Genomic DNA, 18,128 nt, shown 5'->3' on the forward strand with positions numbered 1-18,128 from the left:
CCCCCAACCCCACGATCCCCCGGCCGGCTCCTTTCCCCCCGCCGAACGGCGGCCGGGCCAGTGCCGTCCGGCGCGCGGTGGCCCTCGCCGGCGCGACGCTGCTGGCACTGCTCGCCGTCCTGACCGGCGCGGGCCCGGCCGCCGCGCACGCCTCCCTGACCGGTTCCACGCCGGAACGGGACAGCGTGCTGGACGACGCCCCGGTCGGCGTGGAGCTGACCTTCTCCGAGGAGGTCGGCGTCTCCGGCGACTCGATCCGGGTCCTCGACCCCACCGGGGAACGGATCGACGACGGCGAGGTGACCGGCGGATCCGGCGCCTACTCGGTGGGCCTGAACCCCGACCTCCCGGACGGCACCTACACCGTGGTCTGGCAGGTGGTCTCGGCCGACAGCCACCCGGTGGGCGGGGCGTTCACCTTCTCCATCGGGGCGCCCTCCCCCACCGCCGTGGCGATGCCGGAGACCACGGTCGGGGGCGGCCTGCCGGGCTTCCTCTACGACACCGCCCGGTGGACGGCGTACGCGGGATTCCTGCTGCTGGTCGGCGGGGCGGCCTTCGTGCTGCGCTGCCGGCCGGAGGCGGCGGGGTTCCGTCCGGTGCAGCGACTGATCGTGCTGGGCTGGACGCTGATGACGGGGGCCTCCCTCGCCCTGCTGGTGCTGCGCACCCCGTACCTGACCGGGGAGATGGCGGACATCACCCGGCTGTCGGCGGTGCGGGACGTGGTGACGGAGGGATGGGGCACGGCCCTGGTCTCCCGGCTGCTGCTGCTCGCGGCGGCGGGGATGTTCCTGGCGGTCCTGCTGGGCACCTGGGCCCGGTTGACCGTCCCACCGGCGGAGGCGACGACGGACGGGGACACGGCGGCGGACACGGCGGCGTCCGCCGGAACGGGCACCGTCGAGAAGCCGTCCGCGACGGACGGCGCCGGTGTCCCCGGTGTCCCCGGGGACACCGGTGGGAGCGAGGCCGAGCGCCGCGAGGCGGCCCGGCGCGACCTCTCCTTCGGCCTGACCGTCGGCGGCGGCATCGTGGCCTGTGGCCTGGCCGCCACCTGGGCGCTGTCCGAGCACGCCTCCACCGGCCCGCAGACCTCCGTCGCCATCCCGATGGACATCGTGCACCTGCTGGCCGCCGCCGTCTGGCTGGGTGGTCTGGCGACACTGGTACTGCTGTTGTTCCGCGACCCCGCCCTGCCCGGCGAGACGGTGCGACGGTTCTCCCGCCTGGCCTTCGGCAGCGTGGTGCTGCTGGTGGTCACCGGCGTCTACCAGTCCTGGCGACAGGTCGGCTCGGCGGACCTGCTCTTCTCCACCGACTACGGGCAACTGTTGGTCGCCAAGGTCGCGCTGGTGCTGTTGTTGCTGGCCGTGGCGTGGATCTCGCGCCGCTGGACCGCGCTCCTGACCGACCCCGGGCCGGGCGCGCCGGCCGGGCCCGCCCCGGGGCCCGGGGCCGGACGGGACACCGGTGACGACACCGATGGGGGGTCCGGTGAGCCGGTCGCGGTCGCCGTCGGCGGAACCGGGGACGAGGAGCCGGCGGTGGATCCGGCGCGAGCGGCGCAGCTCGCCCGCCAGCGCACCGCCGTACTGCGGGCCGGAAGACGCCGGGAGCTGACGGCCGCCCCCCACCGGGCCGGCCTGCGCCGATCGGTGCTGACGGAGACCCTCATCGCGGTGGTCGTGCTGGTGGTGACCACCGCGTTGACCGGCACGCCCCCGGCGCGCACCGCCGCCGACGCGCCGGCGGAGGCCGGGACGGCCGTACCGGCGGAGGGCGTCTCCCTGGAGCTGCCGTTCAGCACCGGCGGCCCGAACGGCACCGGGACCGCGCTGGTGGACGTGGAGCCCGCCGTCACCGGCGAGAACGTCCTGCACGTGCGCACGGTGGACGCCGACGGGGAACCGATGTCGGTGGAGGAGGTCCGGGTGGCGCTGGTGCTGCCGGCCGAGGACATCGGACCGCTGCGCTTCGAGCCGCTGCGGATCGACACCGGCCACTGGACGGTGGCCGACATGCAATTGCCGCGCCCCGGCGAATGGGGGCTCTCCCTGACCATCCGGACCTCGGAGATCGACCAGATCACCGAGACCGACATCCTGTCGATCGGCTGATCCCGTGAACCTCCGAAGGACCCGCCCCGCACGCACCGGCCCCCCGCGCGACGACGGCACCCCGTCTCACGGCGCCGGTGACGACACCGCGCACCCCGACACCCCGCGCCCCGGTACCGCCCGGGCCGGGAGCGCCCGCACCGGCGAGGGCGACAGCGCCACCCCCACCGCCGCCACCGCACGCCACGGCACCGCACGCCACGGCACCGCGCGCCCCGGCCCGACGCGTGCCGAGGCCGCACGCGCCCGCGCCGCCGGGACCGCCCCCGGCGTGGCCGGCACCGGGCCCGAACCGGCCGCCCCCGGCGCCGGCGTGCGGGCCGGTGTCTCCCGGCGCCGCCTGCTCGGCACGGCCGGCGCGGCGGGCGCGACCGGCCTGGCCGTCGGGGCCGGCGGCGGCAGGCTGCTCACCGGTCCCGACGGGGCGGCCGACCCGAACGCCCCGGGCGGGACCGCGCCGCTCTCCTCCGTCGGTGCCACCCGTCTCGACTTCCACGGCACCCACCAACCGGGCATCACCGGACCCGCCCGCGCGCACGGCGAACTGCTGGCCTTCGACCTGCTGCCCGGCGCGGGGCGCGGGGAGGCCGCGGCGCTGCTGCGGCGCTGGTCCCGGGCGGCCGAGGCGATGATGGCGGGCGAGGCCCCGGACGCGGACAACGGGGTCGCCGGCGGCACCGGACCCTCCGGTCTCGCGGTCACCCTCGGCTTCGGCCACGACTTCTTCGACGCGGTCGGCCTGGTCGACGCCCGGCCCCGGGCACTGGACCCGCTGCCGGAGTTCTCCGCCGACGCACTGGACCCGGAGCGGTCCGGCGGCCAGCTGTGGATCCAGGTGGAGGCGGACGACCCGACCATCGTCTTCCACGCGGTGCGCACCCTCCAGCGGGCCGCCGGCGGCACCGCGCGGGTGCGCCACCGGATGGCCGGCTTCAACCGGGCCCCCGGCGCGGCCTCCGGGGAATCGGGCCCCCGCAACCTGATGGGTCAGATCGACGGCACCAACAACCCCCGTCCCGAACAGGAGGACTTCGCCGGGCGGGTGTTCGTGCCCGCCGACGGGGAGCCCGCCTGGATGGCGGGCGGCAGCTACGTGGTGGTCCGGCGGATCCGAATGCTGCTGGACTCCTGGGAGGAGGAGCCGACGGAGACGCAGGAGCGGATCCTGGGCCGCCGGAAGACCGACGGGGCACCGCTGACCGGGGGCGGGGAGACCTCGCCGGTGGACCTGGCGGCGGTGGACGAGCGGGGCCGGCCGGTGATCCCCGCCGACGCCCACGTGCGGGTCTCGGCACCGGAGAGCAACGGCGGGGCGGCGATGCTGCGGCGCTCGTACTCCTACCACGACGGCTTCACGGAGGACGGCTCCCCCGACGCCGGCCTGTTGTTCGTCTGCTGGCAGGCCGATCCGGTGCTGGGTTTCGTGCCGGTGCAGCGGAAGCTGGACCGGGGGGACGCGCTGTCGGCGTTCATCCGGCACGAGGCGAGCGGCCTGTTCGCGGTGCCCGGCGGCGCCGAACCCGGCGGATACGTCGGGCAACGCCTGCTCGAAGGATGAGATCGAGCGGGCCGGGGCACCGGGGAGCCGCTACCGTGGCGGCATGACTGCCGGCCGCTATACGTATCTGGGCCCGGAGGGCACCTTCACCGAGGCCGCGCTGCGCACGCTGCCGGAGGCCGCGACCCGCGAACTGGTGCCGATGGTATCGGTGCCGGCCGCGCTGGACGCGGTGCGCAACGGCGAGGCGGGGGGCGCCCTGGTCCCGATCGAGAACTCGGTCGAGGGCGGCGTGACCGCGACGGTGGACGAACTGTCCTCCGGTGAACCGCTGTTGATCTACCGTGAGGTGTTGCTGCCGATCGCCTTCGCGTTGCTGGCCCGCCCCGGCACCGAGTTGGACGCGATCAAGACGGTCACCGGGCACCCGGTGGCGCAGGCGCAGGTGCGGCGGTGGCTGCAGCGGAACCTGCCGGACGCCCAGTGGGAGTCGGCGGCCTCCAACGCCGACGGGGCGCGACTGGTGCAGGAGGGGCGCTTCGACGCGGCGTTCGCCGGGGAGTTCGCGGCGGTGACGTACGGGTTGGAGCCGCTGGTCACCGACATCCACGACGCGCAGCACGCGGTGACCCGCTTCGTGCTGGTCGGACGGCCCTCGCGGCCGGCCGCGCCGACGGGTGCGGACAAGACCTCGGTGGCGCTGTGGCTGCGCTCGGACCGGCCGGGCGCGCTGCTGGAGGTGTTGCAGGAGTTCGCGGCCTGCGGGGTGAACCTCATGCGGATCGAGTCGCGGCCGACCGGTGAGGGTATCGGACGGTACTGCTTCCAGATCGACTGTGAGGGGCACCTGGCGGATCGCCGGGTGGGCGAGGCCCTGATGGGGTTGCACCGGCTCTGCTCGGAGGTGCGCTTCCTCGGATCGTACCCGCGCGCGGACGGAGCGCGACCCACCCTTCACCCCGGTACCACGGATGCGGACTTCGTGGCGGCGGCGGAGTGGGTGCACCGCAGCCTGGACGGCCGGCCGGGCGAGGTCCGTCCGCCGCGCTGAGCCCCTCCGTCCCGGGGTGCCGCGGGATGCCCCGGGGCGTGCTGGAGGTCGTTCCCCGGGGAGCGGACCGGGGCGGATTCGGGGTAGGGTTCCCTCTCCTCCCCGTTGATCGGACGAGCGACCGCCGGAGGCCCTCCCGACACTTCGCCGGGCCGGGGTTCCGGGAGTGTGGGGGGACGGGAATCGTTCCGGTTTCCCGTGGTGTTCCGTGCCGACCGGCCCGTCGTGTTCACCGGCGTGACGATCCTCCCGGAGCGCTCCCGACCGGCATCCGGTGGGATGCCGGCCGTTGTCCGACCGGCGAACTCTCCCCCGCCCGGGACTTTCCGCTTCGTGAACAGCCGGCGCCGAGTTTTCCACAGGAAGCTTCACCCGCCTGTGAATAAGTCGATGTTGACGAAGTCGCAAAGCGGACATTTCACCCTCAGCTCCCCAGGGTGATCGAGGATATCCCCAGCGTCGATTCCGCCCTCTCGTGTCAATCTGTTTTACTTAGGTCACACTGGAGGGGGACCACAAAAGGGACAAAACCGGAATTCCCTCAGGCAAACCGGGCGAATCACCATGAGCCGACCAACCCCCTCCGGAGTTTTCCACACCTTCGAGCGATGCCCTGTGGAAAAGCATGTGGACGAGTCACCGGCTGTGGATGTACGCGGAGATCCGGGTATCGCGGAGTATCAACTCAGGCCCGAGCATATCCCGCATAGACCACCATTCCGCGCCATTTGCCACATGAGGGACAAAGAGCCCTAATCGGGCATAACGCTTCATTCGCCCATGATCTACCGCGCACCCCGGCAGCCCTGCATCCCTCGCACGGCCGCCGACCCCGCCGAACACCCCTGGTCCGCGCATCGTGACCGAACGTGACAAGTCCACCGGGGCCCCCGGGGGCCCGCCGGCCCGACACCGGCGGTCCCGGGCCGGCGGGGTTCCCCGGTAGCCTGGGGGCGTGATTGACCTTCGCCTGCTCCGTGAGGACCCCGACCGAGTCCGCGCCTCCCAGCGCGCCCGCGGCGAGGACGTCGACCTCGTCGACGCCCTGCTCGCCGCCGACGAGCGGCGTCGGTCCTCCGGCAGTCGCTTCGACGAGCTGCGGGCCGAGCAGAAGCGACTCGGCCGGCTCATCCCCCGTGCCGAGGGTGGGGAGCGCGCCACCCTGCTGGCCCGGACCGGTGAGTTGGCGGCCGGCGTCAAGGCCGCCGACGCCGAGCGCGACGAGGCCGACGCCACCGCGCGGGAGTTGCTGCTGCGGCTGGGCAACCCGGTGCACCCCGAGGTACCCGTGGGCGGCGAGGACGACTTCGTCGTCCGCGAGACGCACGGCACCATCCGCGACTTCGACGCCGAGGGCTTCCCCGCCCTGGACCACCTCGAGCTCGGCACCCGTCTGGGCGCCATCGACATGGAGCGCGGCGCCAAGGTCTCCGGCTCCCGCTTCTACTACCTGACCGGCGTCGGTGCCCTGCTCGAGCTGGCCCTGGTCAACGCCGCCATCGCCCGCGCGATGGCGGCCGGCTTCACTCCGATGCTCACCCCCGCGCTGGTCAAGCCGCGTGCCATGGAGGGCACCGGCTTCCTCGGCCAGGCCGCCGACGACGTGTACCACCTCGAGAAGGACGACGCCTACCTCGTCGGCACCTCCGAGGTCCCGCTCGCGGCCTACCACATGGACGAGATCCTCCCCGCCGAGAGCCTGCCGCTGCGGTACGCCGGCTTCTCCCCCTGCTTCCGCCGCGAGGCCGGCAGCTACGGCAAGGACACCCGGGGCATCTTCCGGGTCCACCAGTTCGACAAGGTGGAGATGTTCTGCTTCGTGGCCCCCGAGGAGGCCGAGGCGGAGCACGAGCGGTTGCTCGGCTGGGAGAAGGAGTGGCTGACCGCCCTGGAGCTGCCGTTCCGGGTGATCGACGTCGCCTCCGGCGATCTGGGCGCCTCCGCCACCCGCAAGTACGACTGCGAGGCGTGGATCCCCACCCAGGGCAAGTACCGCGAGCTGACCTCCGCCTCCAACTGCACCGAGTTCCAGGCCCGCCGGCTGCGGGTGCGGATGCGCGAGGGGAAGACCACCCGCCCGCTCGCCACCCTCAACGGCACGCTGTGCGCGGTACCGCGCACCATCGTCGCCCTGCTGGAGAACCACCAGCTGCCGGGCGGCGCGGTGCGGGTGCCGGAGGTGCTGCGTCCGTACCTCGCCGGCCGGGAGATCCTGGAGCCGACGGCGGGCGGGACCGGCGCGGCGGGCGGGACGACCGGCTCGTGAGCGGCCCGACGGGATTTCCCTTCGGGCTGGTCGCCACCGATCTCGACGGCACCCTGCTGTGCTCGGACGGCACGGTCTCACCGCGCACCCGCAAGGCGATCCGCGCCGCCCGGGAGGCCGGGGCGCTGCACATCGTGGTCACCGGCCGGGGCGTGCCCTGGACGCGCCCGGTGCTGGACGCGCTCGGCTACACCGGCCTGGCGGTCTGCGGGCAGGGCGCCCAGCTGTACGACGCCGGTGAACACCGGCTGCTGACCTCGGTGACCCTGGACCGGGAGATCGCCCGCCGGGCGGTCACCGCGCTGGAGTCCGAGTTGGGACCGATGTGGGTGGCCGCGAGCCGGGACGGCATCGACGGGGCGGTGATCGTGGACCCGGCCGGGTTCACGGTGGAGCCGGCCCGCGACGGCGCCCTGCCGACCCTGACCTACACCGACCGGGCCGAGCTGTGGGCGGAGCCGCTGGCCAAGCTGTACCTGCGCCACCCGGGGCTGGGGGACGACGAGCTGGCCGGCGCCGCGCACGAGCTGGTCGGTGGATCGGTCGGCATCGTCATGGCCGGACCCGGCACCGTGGAACTGCTGCCGCTGGGACTGTCGAAGGCCACCGGGCTGTCGATGGCCGGACGCCGGCTCGGCGTGCGCGGCGAGGAGACGATCGCGTTCGGCGACATGCCCAACGACATACCGATGTTCGGCTGGTCGGCGCACGGCGTGGCGATGGGTGACGCCCACCCGGAGTTGCGGGCGGTCGCCGACGAGGTCACCTCCGGCTGCGACGAGGACGGCATCGCCGAGGTGCTCGAGCGGCTGCTGTAGTCGGCCGACACCAACGGCGAACCACGTACGGCGACGGGCCGGGCCCGGGGAACGCGCGTCGCGTTTCCCGGGCCCGGCCCGTCGCCGTACCCCGCCGGTGGGCGGTCACTCCCCCGTCATGGTGAGGGCGCGCAGCCGCCGCATCGCGTACCAGGTCGCCGCGCCGGTGGTGACGCACAGCAGGACGACGCCCAGTGTCAGGGACACCTCGGAGGTCACCATCCCGCCCTCGGCGATCCGCGCCGCGACGGACAGCGACCACTGCTGCACGCTGAGGGTCTGCGCACCGGGCACCAACTGCCCGAACAACGCCTCCCACACCAGCGCGTAGATCAGGCCGATGACCACCGCGTTGCGCGAGATCACGCCGAGCAGCAGGAAGATCGCGCCGTAGGCGACCGAGGCGATCGCCGCCGCTACGGCGAAGGCCACCGCGATCCGCCGGCCGTTCTCGTTGAGCAACACGCCGGCGAGCAGGATCGACGGCACGGTGAAGAGCATGGTGACGCCGATGGCGACGACCAGTTTGGTGAGGACGATCGTGGAACGGCGCACCGGCGTGGCGAGCAGGTGCGCGATGGAGCCGTCGTCGATCTCGGGGGCGATCGCGCCGGTACCGGCGACGACGCCGATCAGCGGCACCATCGCGGCCAGCGCGAAGCCGTTGAGGATCTCGACGGCCGCCCGGTCGTCGACCCCGGCCTGGAACCGGACGAGGGCGGCGATGATCAGCAGCAGGACGGGCAGGGCGAGCAGGATGAGCGCCCTGCGACGGCCCAGCAGCGCGCGACGGGTCAGCCGCGCGACGGTCGGGTGGTAGAGGCGCGGTCCGGCGGGTGCTCGGCCGGCCCGGTTCTGGGTGGTGACGGACATCGGACGGACTCCTCAGGCGCTGACCAGGTAGGCGAAGACGCTCTCCAGCGACTCGTCCGAGGGCGAGACGGTGAGCAGACGGACCCGGTGGTCCCGGGCCAGACGGGGCAGGCGCTCCGCGAAGCGGAGGAAGTCGCCGGCCTGGACGCGCAGCGCGTTCTCCGCCGCGTCGAACTCGATACCGCTGACCGAGGGGTCGGCGATGAGCGCGGCGGCCAGGACACGGTCGTCGTCGGAGCGGATCAGGTACCGGTGCGGGCGGTTCGTCATCAACCGCCGGATGCGGCGGAAGTCGCCGGAGGCGGCGTGCCGGCCGGCGACGATCACCTCGATGTGCGAGGCGAGCTGCTCGACCTCCTCCAGGATGTGGGAGGAGAACAGCACGGTGCGGCCCTCGGCCCCCATGCCGCGCAGCAGTTCCATCAGCTGCATCCGCTGGCGCGGGTCCATGCCGTTGAAGGGCTCGTCGAGCAGCAGCACGGTCGGATCGTGCACCAGGGCGGCGGCCATCTTGACCCGCTGGCGCATCCCCTTGCTGTAGCCGGAGACGCGCCGGTCGGCGGCGTACTCCATCTCCACGGTGGCCAGCGCCCGGTCGGTCGCGGCGCCGGGCTCGGGCAGCCCGTGCAGTTCGGCGGCGGCCCGCACGAACTCACGGCCGGTGAGGAAGTCGTACATCCCCTCGCTCTCGGGGACCAGCCCGATGGAGCGGTAGGCCTCGGGGTTGCGCCAGATGACCCGGTCGTCCAGGGTGACGCGGCCGGTGGAGGGGGCCAGGAAGCCCGCCATCATGTGGATGAGGGTCGACTTGCCGGCGCCGTTGGGACCCAGCAGGCCGGTGACGCCGGGGCCGATCTCGAGGCTGATGTCGTTGACGGCGACGACGTTCCCGTACCAGCGGGAGACCTTGTCGATGTGCAGGGTGGCCACGGTCAGATCCCGACCTTCCGGTAACGGCGCGACAGGAGCAGCACGCACAGGGCGGAGACACCGAGCGCGACCAGCAGGAAGACCAGGCCGACGGCGGTGTCCGGCTCGGTGCCCGACGGGTAGTTGGAGGTGCCGCCCAGGAGCGCCGCCTGGAGGCCGTCCAGCAGGGTGCCCGGCGAGAGCAGGCCGAGCCAGGTGACGGCGGTCGTGCCGCCCTGGTCGTGGAGCACCCACTGCACGCTGACCACCGCGAAGTAGGGGATGGTCAGCACGGCGATGACGGCGGCGACGCCGAAGCCGCGGCGGGGGGTGAAGGAGGCGATGAGCAGCGCGATGCAGGCGTGCAGGATCGCGAAGATCACCGCCAGTGCCAGGCCCTGGCCGTACATGCGGGTCTGGTCGGCGAAGTCGAGTTCGCCGAGCAACGCGCCGATCCACATGATGGTCAACGGGATCGCGGTGAAGAGGAAGAGCGCGGCGGTCAGCGCGCCGAGCTTGGCCAGCACGTAGTCGACGCGCTCGATGGGGCGCGAGAAGTACAGCGGGGTGGTGTGGTGGCGCAGGTCCAGGGAGACCATCTGCGGCGCCGCCAGCGCGATGTACAGCGCGACGAGCTGCGCCATGTACAGCGGGTACTCGCTGTAACGGATCGGGAGTTCGTCCAGGCCGACGGTGAGGGCGACCGCGACGAAGATGACCGCGGGGAAGCAGACGATCCCGAAGAGGATGAACGGCATGATCTTGGAACGGGCCGAGCGGCCCAGTCCGTAGGCGCCGCGCAGGGAGTGCTCGAAGAGGGCGCGGCGGCCGGCGGAGCGGCCCAGGCGTTCGCCGGAGTAGCCGCGGTAGCCGATGTCGTGGATGCGGGCGTCGCCGCGTCCGCCGTCACCCGGTGCGTCGGCGGTGGCGGTCGGGGCTCCGGAGGGCGTGCCGGGGGTCTCAGCGGACATCGGCGGTGGCTCCCTTCCGCTCGTCGGGGGCGGCCTGCGTCGAGGGCCGTTGTTGGAAGACCTCGGCGATGCGGTGGCGGCGCTGTTCCATGCGGACCAGGCCCAGGCCGAGGTCGGCGACGGTGTCGCGGACGAGGTCGTGGGTGTCCCGGGTCCCGTCGGCCGAGGTGGCCGGGGCGACCGGGGCGGTGTCCGGTGTGACGCGCGGGTCGGCCGGGTCTCCCGAGGGGGAGGACGCGGACGCGCGCGGGTCGGTCGGCGGGTTCACCGGCTTCGGGGCGGTCGGCTCGGCCAGTTCGACCAGCAGCCGTCGGCCGGGCTCCTCGACGACGGCCAGTCCGGCGGCGGTCAGGGCCTCGCGCAGCGCCGCCGCGCCGTTGGGGTGGGCGTCGGTGTCGGTGACCTCGACGGCCAGCGAGCCGATGGTGGCGGTGAAGCCGGTGGTGGCCTGCGAACTCAGCAGCTTCCCGCCGTCGATGACGACGATGTGGTCACAGGTCCGTTCCAACTCCCCGAGCAGGTGGGAGGTGACGAGCACCGAGATCCCGAAGTCGGTGTGGATCCGGCGGATCAACCCGAGCATCTCGTCGCGGCCGGCCGGGTCCAGGCCGTTGGTCGGCTCGTCCAGCAGCACCAGTTCGGGGTCGTGCACCAGCGCCTGGGCGAGCTTGACCCGCTGCTTCATGCCGGTGGAGTAGCCGCCCATCGACCGGTAGCGCTCCTCGTAGAGCCCCACGTGCCGGAGGGTGTCGGCGGTCCGCTCCCGGGCGGCGGTGCGCGGCAGGCCGGACATCCGGGCCATGTGCACCACGAACTCGGTGGCCGAGACGTCCGGTGGCAGGCAGTCGTGTTCGGGCATGTAGCCGACACGTTCGCGGATGGCGGAGCCGTCGCGCGCGCTGTCGCGGCCGAGCACCCGGGTGCTGCCCTCGGAGGCCGGGGCCAACCCCAGCAGGATCTTGATCAGGGTGGATTTACCGGCGCCGTTGGCGCCCACCAGACCGGTGACCCCCGGCCCGATGTCCACGGTCAGCCGGTCCAGCGCGGTAACCCCGGGGTACCGCTTGCTGAGGCTGTGGGTCTCGATGACTGTCACAGGCCCGACGGTAGACCCCCGGGGCCCCCGGAGTCGTCCCCCCGTGGGGGCACCCGCCGGGGGGAGCGGGTCGGTCCGCAGGGGGACCCGGGGTCCGCCGCCGGTCGGCCGCCGGGGCGGAACGCCCCCGGCTTCCCCCGGGGGTGGAACCGGGGAAACCCCGGGGTCGCGCGGTGGAACCGCCGGCACGGCCGGCCGGGATCGCCGCAACGGCCGGGTCGGGCAACGGGATCGCCGGCCGGGGCGGCGGACCCGACGCCCCGGTGGCCCCGGCGTGGTTCCGCTCCCCGGAGGTCGGGCCGGCGCGTCCGGGCCGGGGCCCGGCGACCCGCGATCCGCGATCCGCGATCCGCGATCCGGGGACGCACACCCGCCGAACAGCCACACCGGGCAACGAAGTGCTCGGGCCCGGAACCGACGAACCCGACACCCCGGATCCGGACCGGGGAACCGGCGACTTCCCAGCCGGGGCACTCGCCGGGCCGAACCGTCGCACCGGACGACGAGGGGGTCGGCTCCCGGTCGGCGAACCCGACGGCCCGGATCCGGAAAGCGGGGAACGTGAACCGAGGGGCCGAAGACCTCCCGCCCGGCCCCGGCGCGGGACCGACTCGGCGGGACCGGGCCGGGGGCCGACAGCCCACGCGCCGGGGGCACGCGCCGGGGCCGAACCGTCGCACCGGACGACGAGGGGCCGGGCCCGGCCCCGGGCCGGGCTCAGCGGGTGAGCTGGGCCGGCCCCTCGGAGGCGATGCGCTCGAAGACCTCCTGGTCGGCCTCGAACGGCGAGTCGGGGATCGGCCAGTGCAGCGCCAGCTCGGTGAAACCGAGTTCGGCGGCCCGACCGGTGAAGTCGACGAAGGCGTCGAGGGAGCGCAGCGGCCGGTGCGGGGTGAAGCCGGTCAGCAGGATCCGTCCCAGCGCGGCGGGCTCCCGACCGGCCTCCTCGCAGATGGCCTCCAGCCGCTCGACCTGACGGGCCAGATCGCGCCAACCCTGCTCCTCGCCCGCCGTCGGGTCGCCGGCCGGATCACCGATGGTGACCCATGCCTGGCCGTGGCGGGCCGCCAGCCGCATACCGCGCGGCCCCCCGGCGGCGACGGCGAAGGGCAGTCGGGGCCGCTGGACGCAGCCGGGGATGTTCCGCACCTCGTGGGCGGAGTAGAAGTCGCCCCGGTAGGAGACACCGGTCGGACCGCCCTCGCTCAGCAGCCGGTCCAGCAGGGGGACGAACTCCGTGAAGCGGTCGGCACGTTCACGCGGGGTCCAGGCGTCGTGCCCCAGGGCGGTGGCGTCGAAGCCGGAGCCGCCGGCACCGATGCCGAGGGTGACACGACCGCCGGAGACGTCGTCCAGGGTGATGAGTTCCTTCGCGAGGGTGACCGGGTGACGGAAGTTGGGCGAGGTCACCAGGGTGCCCAGGCGCATCCGATCGGTCACCGTGGCGGCGGCGGTGAGGGTGGGCAGGGCTCCGAACCACGGGCCGTCGCGGAAGGAGCGCCAGCTCAGGTGGTCGTAGGTGTAGGCGGTGTGGAAGCCCAATTCCTCCGCGCGCCGCCAGGTGTCCCGGCCGCCGTCGGCCCAGCGCCGCACCGGCAGGATCACGGTGGACAGGCGGGGGATGCCGGGGGTCGACGGGAGCGGGGCGTAGCAGTCGGAATCAGCCATGGGGGGCAGCCTAGGCCCTCCGGCCGGCCGGGGGACGCCGATCGGCCATGGCGCAAAGCGGCGCACCACGGCTCACCCGGGCTCACACCCGCACACATGTGCCGGCATATGCGCGATGATGTACCGCTGTGACCTCTCCCTCCTGCCTCTCCGCCTCCGCCCTTTCCGACCGCATTCGTCCGAAGATGATCGCCACGGATCTGGACGGCACACTTCTTCGTCGTGACAAGACCGTCTCCGACCGAACCAGGGCAGCCCTGGCCGCCGCCGACGCCGCGGGCATCGAGGTGGTCTTCGCCACCGGCCGCCCCCTGCGGTGGTTGCGGGTGGTGGAGGGCGTGCCCGGGGCGTCCACGGCGGTGTGCGCCAACGGCGCCGTGGTGGCGGACCTGCGCCCCGACGGACATCGCGTGACCCGACTGCGCCCCCTGGACACCACCGCCGCGCTGCGCGTCGTCGCCGCGCTGCGCGCCGTGGCACCGGGCACCTCCTTCGCCCTGGAGAGCACCGAGGGCATGTGTTACGACCCCGATTACCCGCCGCTCTTCCCCGACCCGGGCGCGGCCGTCGGCCCCATGGAGGACCTGCTGAGCGGGGCGATCGGCCCGGCCGCCGCACGGGACACCGGACCCGGTGGGCCGCCCACCGTGGTCAAACTCCTCGCCCACCACTCCGAGCTGGAGCCCGACCGCTTTCTCGACCTGGGGCGCGGGGCCGCCGCCGGGGACGCCGATGTGACCCGTTCCAGCCCCACGGCCCTGCTGGAGATCAGCGGCGCCGGGGTCACCAAGGCCAGCACGCTGGCCGCCCACTGCGCGCACCGCGACATCTCCCCCACCGAGGTGGTGGCCTTCGGGGACATGCCCAACGACCTGGAGCTGCTCTCCTGGGCCGGCGCCGGGTTCGCCATGGCCAACGCCCACCCCGACGTGCTCGCCGCCACGCCGTGGCACACGGCGGACCACGAGGAGGACGGGGTGGCGATGATCATCGAGCGACTGCTGGAGCTCCCGGCCCCGCCGCCCGGCCCCTGAACCGCCGCCCGGCCCGGTTACCGCTGTCGGCGACGACCCGGCGGACGAGCGGCGCGCACCTCCGGGCGACGGGGACGGTGCTCCCGACCCGGGTCGCTCCCGCGAGCCAATATCTCGAAGTCCGGCTCGGCGGTGATATTCGGTGGCTTTCCCGGGCCTTCTGGCCGTGCGGCTCATCGCACGCCTTCTCCATGGGTGACTGCGCGAGTGCGCGGCAGATGAAGGCAGCTGGAGGTTCTGTGCGGCACAAGTCCGCCGCTCATGCCTCATGTTGACGGCAGAGGCACCTGAACAGGTGATTCGGTACCACTGCCGTATCGAAGCTCACCCAAATGAGTGACTCTGTGCGGTTGCGTGAGTCCCGCATCCGGGCCCCGGGTAGCGGGGAGAGGGGATGCCGACGGCGCGAGGCCGGATGGCTCGGTCCGTGACGGCCGCGATGAAGGTGTTCCAGGCCGGGGCGGAGAGGTTCAGGCCGGGGACGGCGGTGTCCTTGGAGTCTCGGACGGCGAGGCCGCCGGGGATGGGGGCGACCTCCACGCAAGCTTCACCGCCGTTGCTGTAGGAGGACTTGCGCCAGTCGGTGGGCGCCGGGGCGGTGATGTGGTGAGGGGTCACGGGATGCTTCCTTCCATGGTTTTCCCGGTGGTCTCCCGGGAGTCGTCCACCGACAGTGCGGCGGCCGGGACCCGGTCGAAGGCGGTCTCGAAGACCTTCACGTCGTCATCGGCCTCCACGAGGTATCCGTCGCGCGGATTCTCCGGGAAGACGACGGTGGGCCAGGGGCGGGAGAGTCCGACGACTTCGAACAGACCGAGCACGCCGGGGGCGTGCGGTGGCGAGGACCGGCGGACGGACGGGGTCCGCCCCCGGGGGACCGCGGGGCCACCTCTCCGAGGGGCGTCCCGGGCAGGGGAGCGTGAAGGTGGCCGGTGAAGGCGTGCGCCCGGGCGGAGCCCCCGGCGGGATCACTCCCGGCCGGTGGGGCCACCCTCCGCCGGGCTGGTGTACCGGGGGCTGCTGAACCCCGGGTGGTCGTACCCCGGCGAGTCGTATCCGCGACCCGGCTCGCGCTCGGTCCGCCCCTCGTTGGGGCCGCCGAACCCGGGGCTGCTGTAGGACAGTCGCGGGGTGCGGCCGTCCGCGCCGCCCCGGCGGGCGGGCGGACCTCCGGGACCGGACGGGTTCGAGGGGTCGGCCGGCCCGGGGGACTCCTGCGCCGTGTCGCGCAGGAAGGGCAGCAACCCGCGCTCCATGAGTGCCTTCTCCCATGCCTCCCGGGCCCGGCCCACCTCATCCGTTTCCGCCTCCGGCGAGCCCGATTCCACGCCGACCGCGCCGGTTTCCGAACGACCGGAACCGTGTCGACGCGCGGTGATCAACAATTCCGCCCCGGCGACCAGAATTCCGATCCCCATGAGGATGAGGAAGAACCATCCGGCGCCCCGGATGGTCGCCGCCGCGACGGGTTCCGGTTCCATCAACCGCAGTAGGTGGCCGAGGGTGAGGAAGATCGCCGCCGCGATTCCGGCCAGCACCGGGAGCAGCACCGAGATCATGGCGGCCAGGCCGGCGCCGGCCTGGCCACCGGATGCGCCGGACCCCTCTCCGCGAGAGGTGTCGCGGCCCGGGGCGCGGCGGTTCGACCCGTCGGCGGGGTTCGCCGGAGCCCCGTCCGCCGGGCGGTCGCGCTCCCGGGCGTCGAGCAGGCGCCCGTACTCCACCGCCGCCACGGCGGTGATCAGCGGGGCGGCGTCCCGCGCCGTGCGGCGCAGGTTCTCGATGTCCACGCGGGCGGGCCCACGGGCGCCGGTCGAGGAGTCGCCGGGCCCGGGGTGGGTCCGGCGGAGTGCCTCGTCCAGTAGACGTTCGAACTCGGGACGATCCTCCGACAGGAGGTGACGTGCGGTGTTCATGTGGGTTTCCCCCAGTGCTCCGTTGGGCCGGGACTGCCGACCGGGCCGCCGGGAACGGGCGGAGAGCTTGTGGGCAGGACCGATATCGTAAAGCGGTTCGCCCTTTCCGCACAGGGAATGGCGCGATGAACTCCGTTCAACGGGCCCGCTTTCGGATATTCCCCGAACCGACGGTCCGTCCGTCCCCGGGTTCCTCCCCCCGTTCGGCGGTGTTCCGCCGCACTTCGGGCCACAACGGCCTCCGCCCGGGGGAAGTGGAGAGGAAACCGACTTCGCGGGTGAGCCCCTTGATCACCGCCGGTGGGAGAGGCCGGGCACGGGGCGAATTCCGGCCGGCCGGGAGGCTCCCGGGGACGTTCCCGAGACTTCCCCGGCTCGACGCCGGGGAAAACCCGCCCGGACCCGCGGGGCATCCGGACGGGGGAACGATCCGCCCCGAAGGGAGCACCCGCCGACGCCGCGCGCGCCGACGCTCAGTCCTCCAGGGGGAGGCGCACGACGAGCAGTGGGCCGTCCATCGTCACGCCGCCGTCCATGGCGATGGCCAGGTCGTCCGCGTACACGTGGGGAAGGCGCGGACGCGGCGCGGGCGCGCCGTCCACCGGGTCCGGCTCGGGCTCCTCGCCGGTGAGGTAGGGGATCGGGCTGTGCCCGTGCACGACGCGCTCCCCGCCGTAGGCCGCCAACAGCTCCCGGGCGGCCTGCGCGCCACCCTCGTCCCGGAAGGCGAACCGTCGGGTGAAGTCGCGGAACAACTCCCAGGTCTCGTCCGGGTCCTGACGCAGCAACACCTGTTTGATCGTCTCGTTGGCGTCCTCCGGTGTGGCGCCCCGGTCGAGGTAGGCCGTGGTGTCGGAGTGCAACAGCAGGTGGCCGTCGACCACGGCGAGGGAGTCCAGGCGGGACATCCACTGCACGTGGTGGTCGCACAGACGTTCCATGTCGGCGGCCTGGCCGCCGTTGAGCATCCAGGCGGCGCGGAAGGAGGCGGTGCCGGCTCCGGAGTCCACCGGGGTGTCGCCGAAGCGGTGCGCGCCCAGCAGCAGCACCTCGTGATTGCCCAGCAGCGCCTTGCAGTACCCACCGGCGGCGGCGGCCTCCGCGGACAGCCGCATGACCAGGTCGATGACGCCGATGCCGTCCGGTCCCCGGTCGGTGAAGTCACCGAGGAACCACAGTCGGGCGGTGCCGCCGGACCAGGCGTCCTCCGCGTCGATCAACCCGACCTCGCGCAGCGCGGCGCGCAACCGGTCGAGGTAGCCGTGCACGTCGCCGACCACCCACAGCGGGCCGGTGCCCTCCTCCCCGCGGGTCCCGGCGACCGGCTCCGGCGCGGCGACGGCCGGCGGCGGCCCGGCGGGATAGGGAGGGGGGGCGTCGGATGCCCCCTCCCCGGGAGGGGCGACGGGTACCGTCGGCTCGACGGACGGCGGAGCCACCGTCGCCGTCGACACCCCGGTGTCCGGGGTCGTCTCCCACCTCGTCGCGGGCTCCTGGCCGGCCCCCTGAGTCATCGACCCCTCCACCCGTCGCGCGCCACCTCCACCGGTTCACCGCCCGGTCGTGGCGATTCCCGATGCCGTGCGCCCCATCATAGGAATCCCGGGGCGGTTTCGTGAGTCACCGGGGCCCCCGGAAGCGGGAGCGGGAGCGGAACCCGTCCCTCCGCGATCCGATCCGTTCCGCTCCGGTCACCTCCCGATCACCGACGGACGTCCCCGACGGCCATTCGTTCCCACCGGATATCCCGTCGGCGGATCGCGTCCCCGTGCCCGTCCGGCGCCCGAACGCCACCCGTTTGCCGCCCGACCGGCGAGGGTTCCCGCGGGGCCGTTCCCCGGACCGGGTCGACCGGATGACCGATGCCGGCCCGTCCACCCCACCCGGAAGGGCCGGCCTCTCCCGGTC

At 73.6% G+C, this 18,128-nt stretch carries 14 protein-coding genes and 1 pseudogene; 6 read left to right on the forward strand and 9 right to left on the reverse strand.

Going from position 1 to position 18,128, the window contains the following annotated elements:
• The 5 genes from LZF96_RS15160 to LZF96_RS15180 all read left to right on the forward strand — a co-directional run.
• Positions 1-2,120: copper resistance protein CopC (locus tag LZF96_RS15160; RefSeq protein ID WP_308294212.1), on the forward strand; the 2,120-nt coding region annotated here is incomplete at its 5' end.
• A 271-nt stretch (positions 2,121-2,391) separates the two neighbouring features.
• Complete coding sequence (gene efeB / locus LZF96_RS15165) at positions 2,392-3,678, forward strand: iron uptake transporter deferrochelatase/peroxidase subunit (protein WP_233872010.1); 1,287 nt, start codon at positions 2,392-2,394, stop codon at positions 3,676-3,678.
• A gap of 43 nt (positions 3,679-3,721) precedes the next feature.
• Entirely contained in the window at positions 3,722-4,669 is a 948-nt protein-coding gene (gene pheA, locus LZF96_RS15170; protein WP_233871828.1) for a prephenate dehydratase, read from the forward strand.
• 955 nt (positions 4,670-5,624) lie between these two features.
• Positions 5,625-6,935: a serine--tRNA ligase gene (gene serS / locus LZF96_RS15175; protein WP_233871830.1), complete on the forward strand. Its 1,311-nt coding sequence runs from the start codon at positions 5,625-5,627 to the stop codon at positions 6,933-6,935.
• Positions 6,932-7,753 carry an HAD family hydrolase gene (locus tag LZF96_RS15180; protein ID WP_233871832.1) on the forward strand — a complete coding sequence of 274 codons (822 nt, stop codon included), beginning with the start codon at positions 6,932-6,934 and terminating at the stop codon, positions 7,751-7,753. Before serS ends, LZF96_RS15180 begins: the two co-directional genes overlap by 4 nt.
• A gap of 105 nt (positions 7,754-7,858) precedes the next feature.
• Here LZF96_RS15180 and LZF96_RS15185 read toward each other — a convergent pair whose 3' ends face one another.
• The 5 genes from LZF96_RS15185 to LZF96_RS15205 form a co-directional block, all read right to left on the reverse strand.
• Positions 7,859-8,626 (reverse strand): ABC transporter permease, encoded by a 768-nt coding sequence (locus LZF96_RS15185; RefSeq protein WP_233871834.1) that lies wholly within the window; start codon positions 8,624-8,626, stop codon positions 7,859-7,861.
• A 12-nt stretch (positions 8,627-8,638) separates the two neighbouring features.
• A complete protein-coding gene (locus LZF96_RS15190; protein ID WP_233871836.1) occupies positions 8,639-9,556 on the reverse strand; it encodes an ABC transporter ATP-binding protein in 918 nt (305 codons plus the stop codon).
• 2 nt (positions 9,557-9,558) lie between these two features.
• Positions 9,559-10,506, reverse strand: a complete 948-nt coding sequence (locus LZF96_RS15195; protein ID WP_233871838.1) for an ABC transporter permease — start codon at positions 10,504-10,506, stop codon at positions 9,559-9,561.
• The gene (locus tag LZF96_RS15200) at positions 10,496-11,602 is read right to left on the reverse strand and encodes an ABC transporter ATP-binding protein (protein ID WP_233871840.1); all 1,107 of its coding nucleotides are present in this window, start codon (positions 11,600-11,602) and stop codon (positions 10,496-10,498) included. Before LZF96_RS15200 ends, LZF96_RS15195 begins: the two co-directional genes overlap by 11 nt.
• A gap of 717 nt (positions 11,603-12,319) precedes the next feature.
• Positions 12,320-13,270, reverse strand: a complete 951-nt coding sequence (locus LZF96_RS15205; RefSeq protein WP_233871842.1) for an LLM class flavin-dependent oxidoreductase — start codon at positions 13,268-13,270, stop codon at positions 12,320-12,322.
• A gap of 185 nt (positions 13,271-13,455) precedes the next feature.
• On the opposite strand from LZF96_RS15205, the gene LZF96_RS15210 reads away from it, so the two are divergent.
• Complete coding sequence (locus tag LZF96_RS15210; protein ID WP_233872012.1) at positions 13,456-14,304, forward strand: HAD hydrolase family protein; 849 nt, start codon at positions 13,456-13,458, stop codon at positions 14,302-14,304.
• A 324-nt stretch (positions 14,305-14,628) separates the two neighbouring features.
• Here LZF96_RS15210 and LZF96_RS15215 read toward each other — a convergent pair whose 3' ends face one another.
• From LZF96_RS15215 to LZF96_RS15230, 4 genes and pseudogenes are all read right to left on the reverse strand, one after another.
• Positions 14,629-14,922: a DUF397 domain-containing protein gene (locus tag LZF96_RS15215; RefSeq protein WP_233871844.1), complete on the reverse strand. Its 294-nt coding sequence runs from the start codon at positions 14,920-14,922 to the stop codon at positions 14,629-14,631.
• Positions 14,919-15,128: pseudogene (locus LZF96_RS15220) on the reverse strand (Scr1 family TA system antitoxin-like transcriptional regulator); the annotation flags it as partial. The pseudogene LZF96_RS15220 and the gene LZF96_RS15215, both read right to left, overlap by 4 nt.
• Positions 15,129-15,272: 144 nt before the next feature.
• The gene (locus LZF96_RS15225) at positions 15,273-16,220 is read right to left on the reverse strand and encodes a hypothetical protein (protein ID WP_233871848.1); all 948 of its coding nucleotides are present in this window, start codon (positions 16,218-16,220) and stop codon (positions 15,273-15,275) included.
• Between the two features lie 473 nt (positions 16,221-16,693).
• The gene (locus tag LZF96_RS15230; protein WP_233871850.1) at positions 16,694-17,734 is read right to left on the reverse strand and encodes a metallophosphoesterase; all 1,041 of its coding nucleotides are present in this window, start codon (positions 17,732-17,734) and stop codon (positions 16,694-16,696) included.
• Between the last annotated feature and the right edge of the window lie 394 nt (positions 17,735-18,128).

This window comes from Streptomyces sp. ST2-7A (assembly GCF_021390475.1).
Taxonomy (GTDB): Bacteria; Actinomycetota; Actinomycetes; order Streptomycetales; family Streptomycetaceae; genus Streptomyces.

Bases quoted from the DNA above. Each gene is read 5' to 3' on its own strand.
- LZF96_RS15205 (WP_233871842.1), bottom strand. From the start codon at position 13,270: ATGGCTGATTCCGACTGCTACGCCCCGCTCCCGTCGACCCCCGGCATC.
- LZF96_RS15210 (WP_233872012.1), top strand. From the start codon at position 13,456: ATGATCGCCACGGATCTGGACGGCACACTTCTTCGTCGTGACAAGACC.
- pheA (WP_233871828.1), top strand. From the start codon at position 3,722: ATGACTGCCGGCCGCTATACGTATCTGGGCCCGGAGGGCACCTTCACC.
- LZF96_RS15185 (WP_233871834.1), bottom strand. From the start codon at position 8,626: ATGTCCGTCACCACCCAGAACCGGGCCGGCCGAGCACCCGCCGGACCG.
- LZF96_RS15225 (WP_233871848.1), bottom strand. From the start codon at position 16,220: ATGAACACCGCACGTCACCTCCTGTCGGAGGATCGTCCCGAGTTCGAA.
- LZF96_RS15230 (WP_233871850.1), bottom strand. From the start codon at position 17,734: ATGACTCAGGGGGCCGGCCAGGAGCCCGCGACGAGGTGGGAGACGACC.
- LZF96_RS15195 (WP_233871838.1), bottom strand. From the start codon at position 10,506: ATGTCCGCTGAGACCCCCGGCACGCCCTCCGGAGCCCCGACCGCCACC.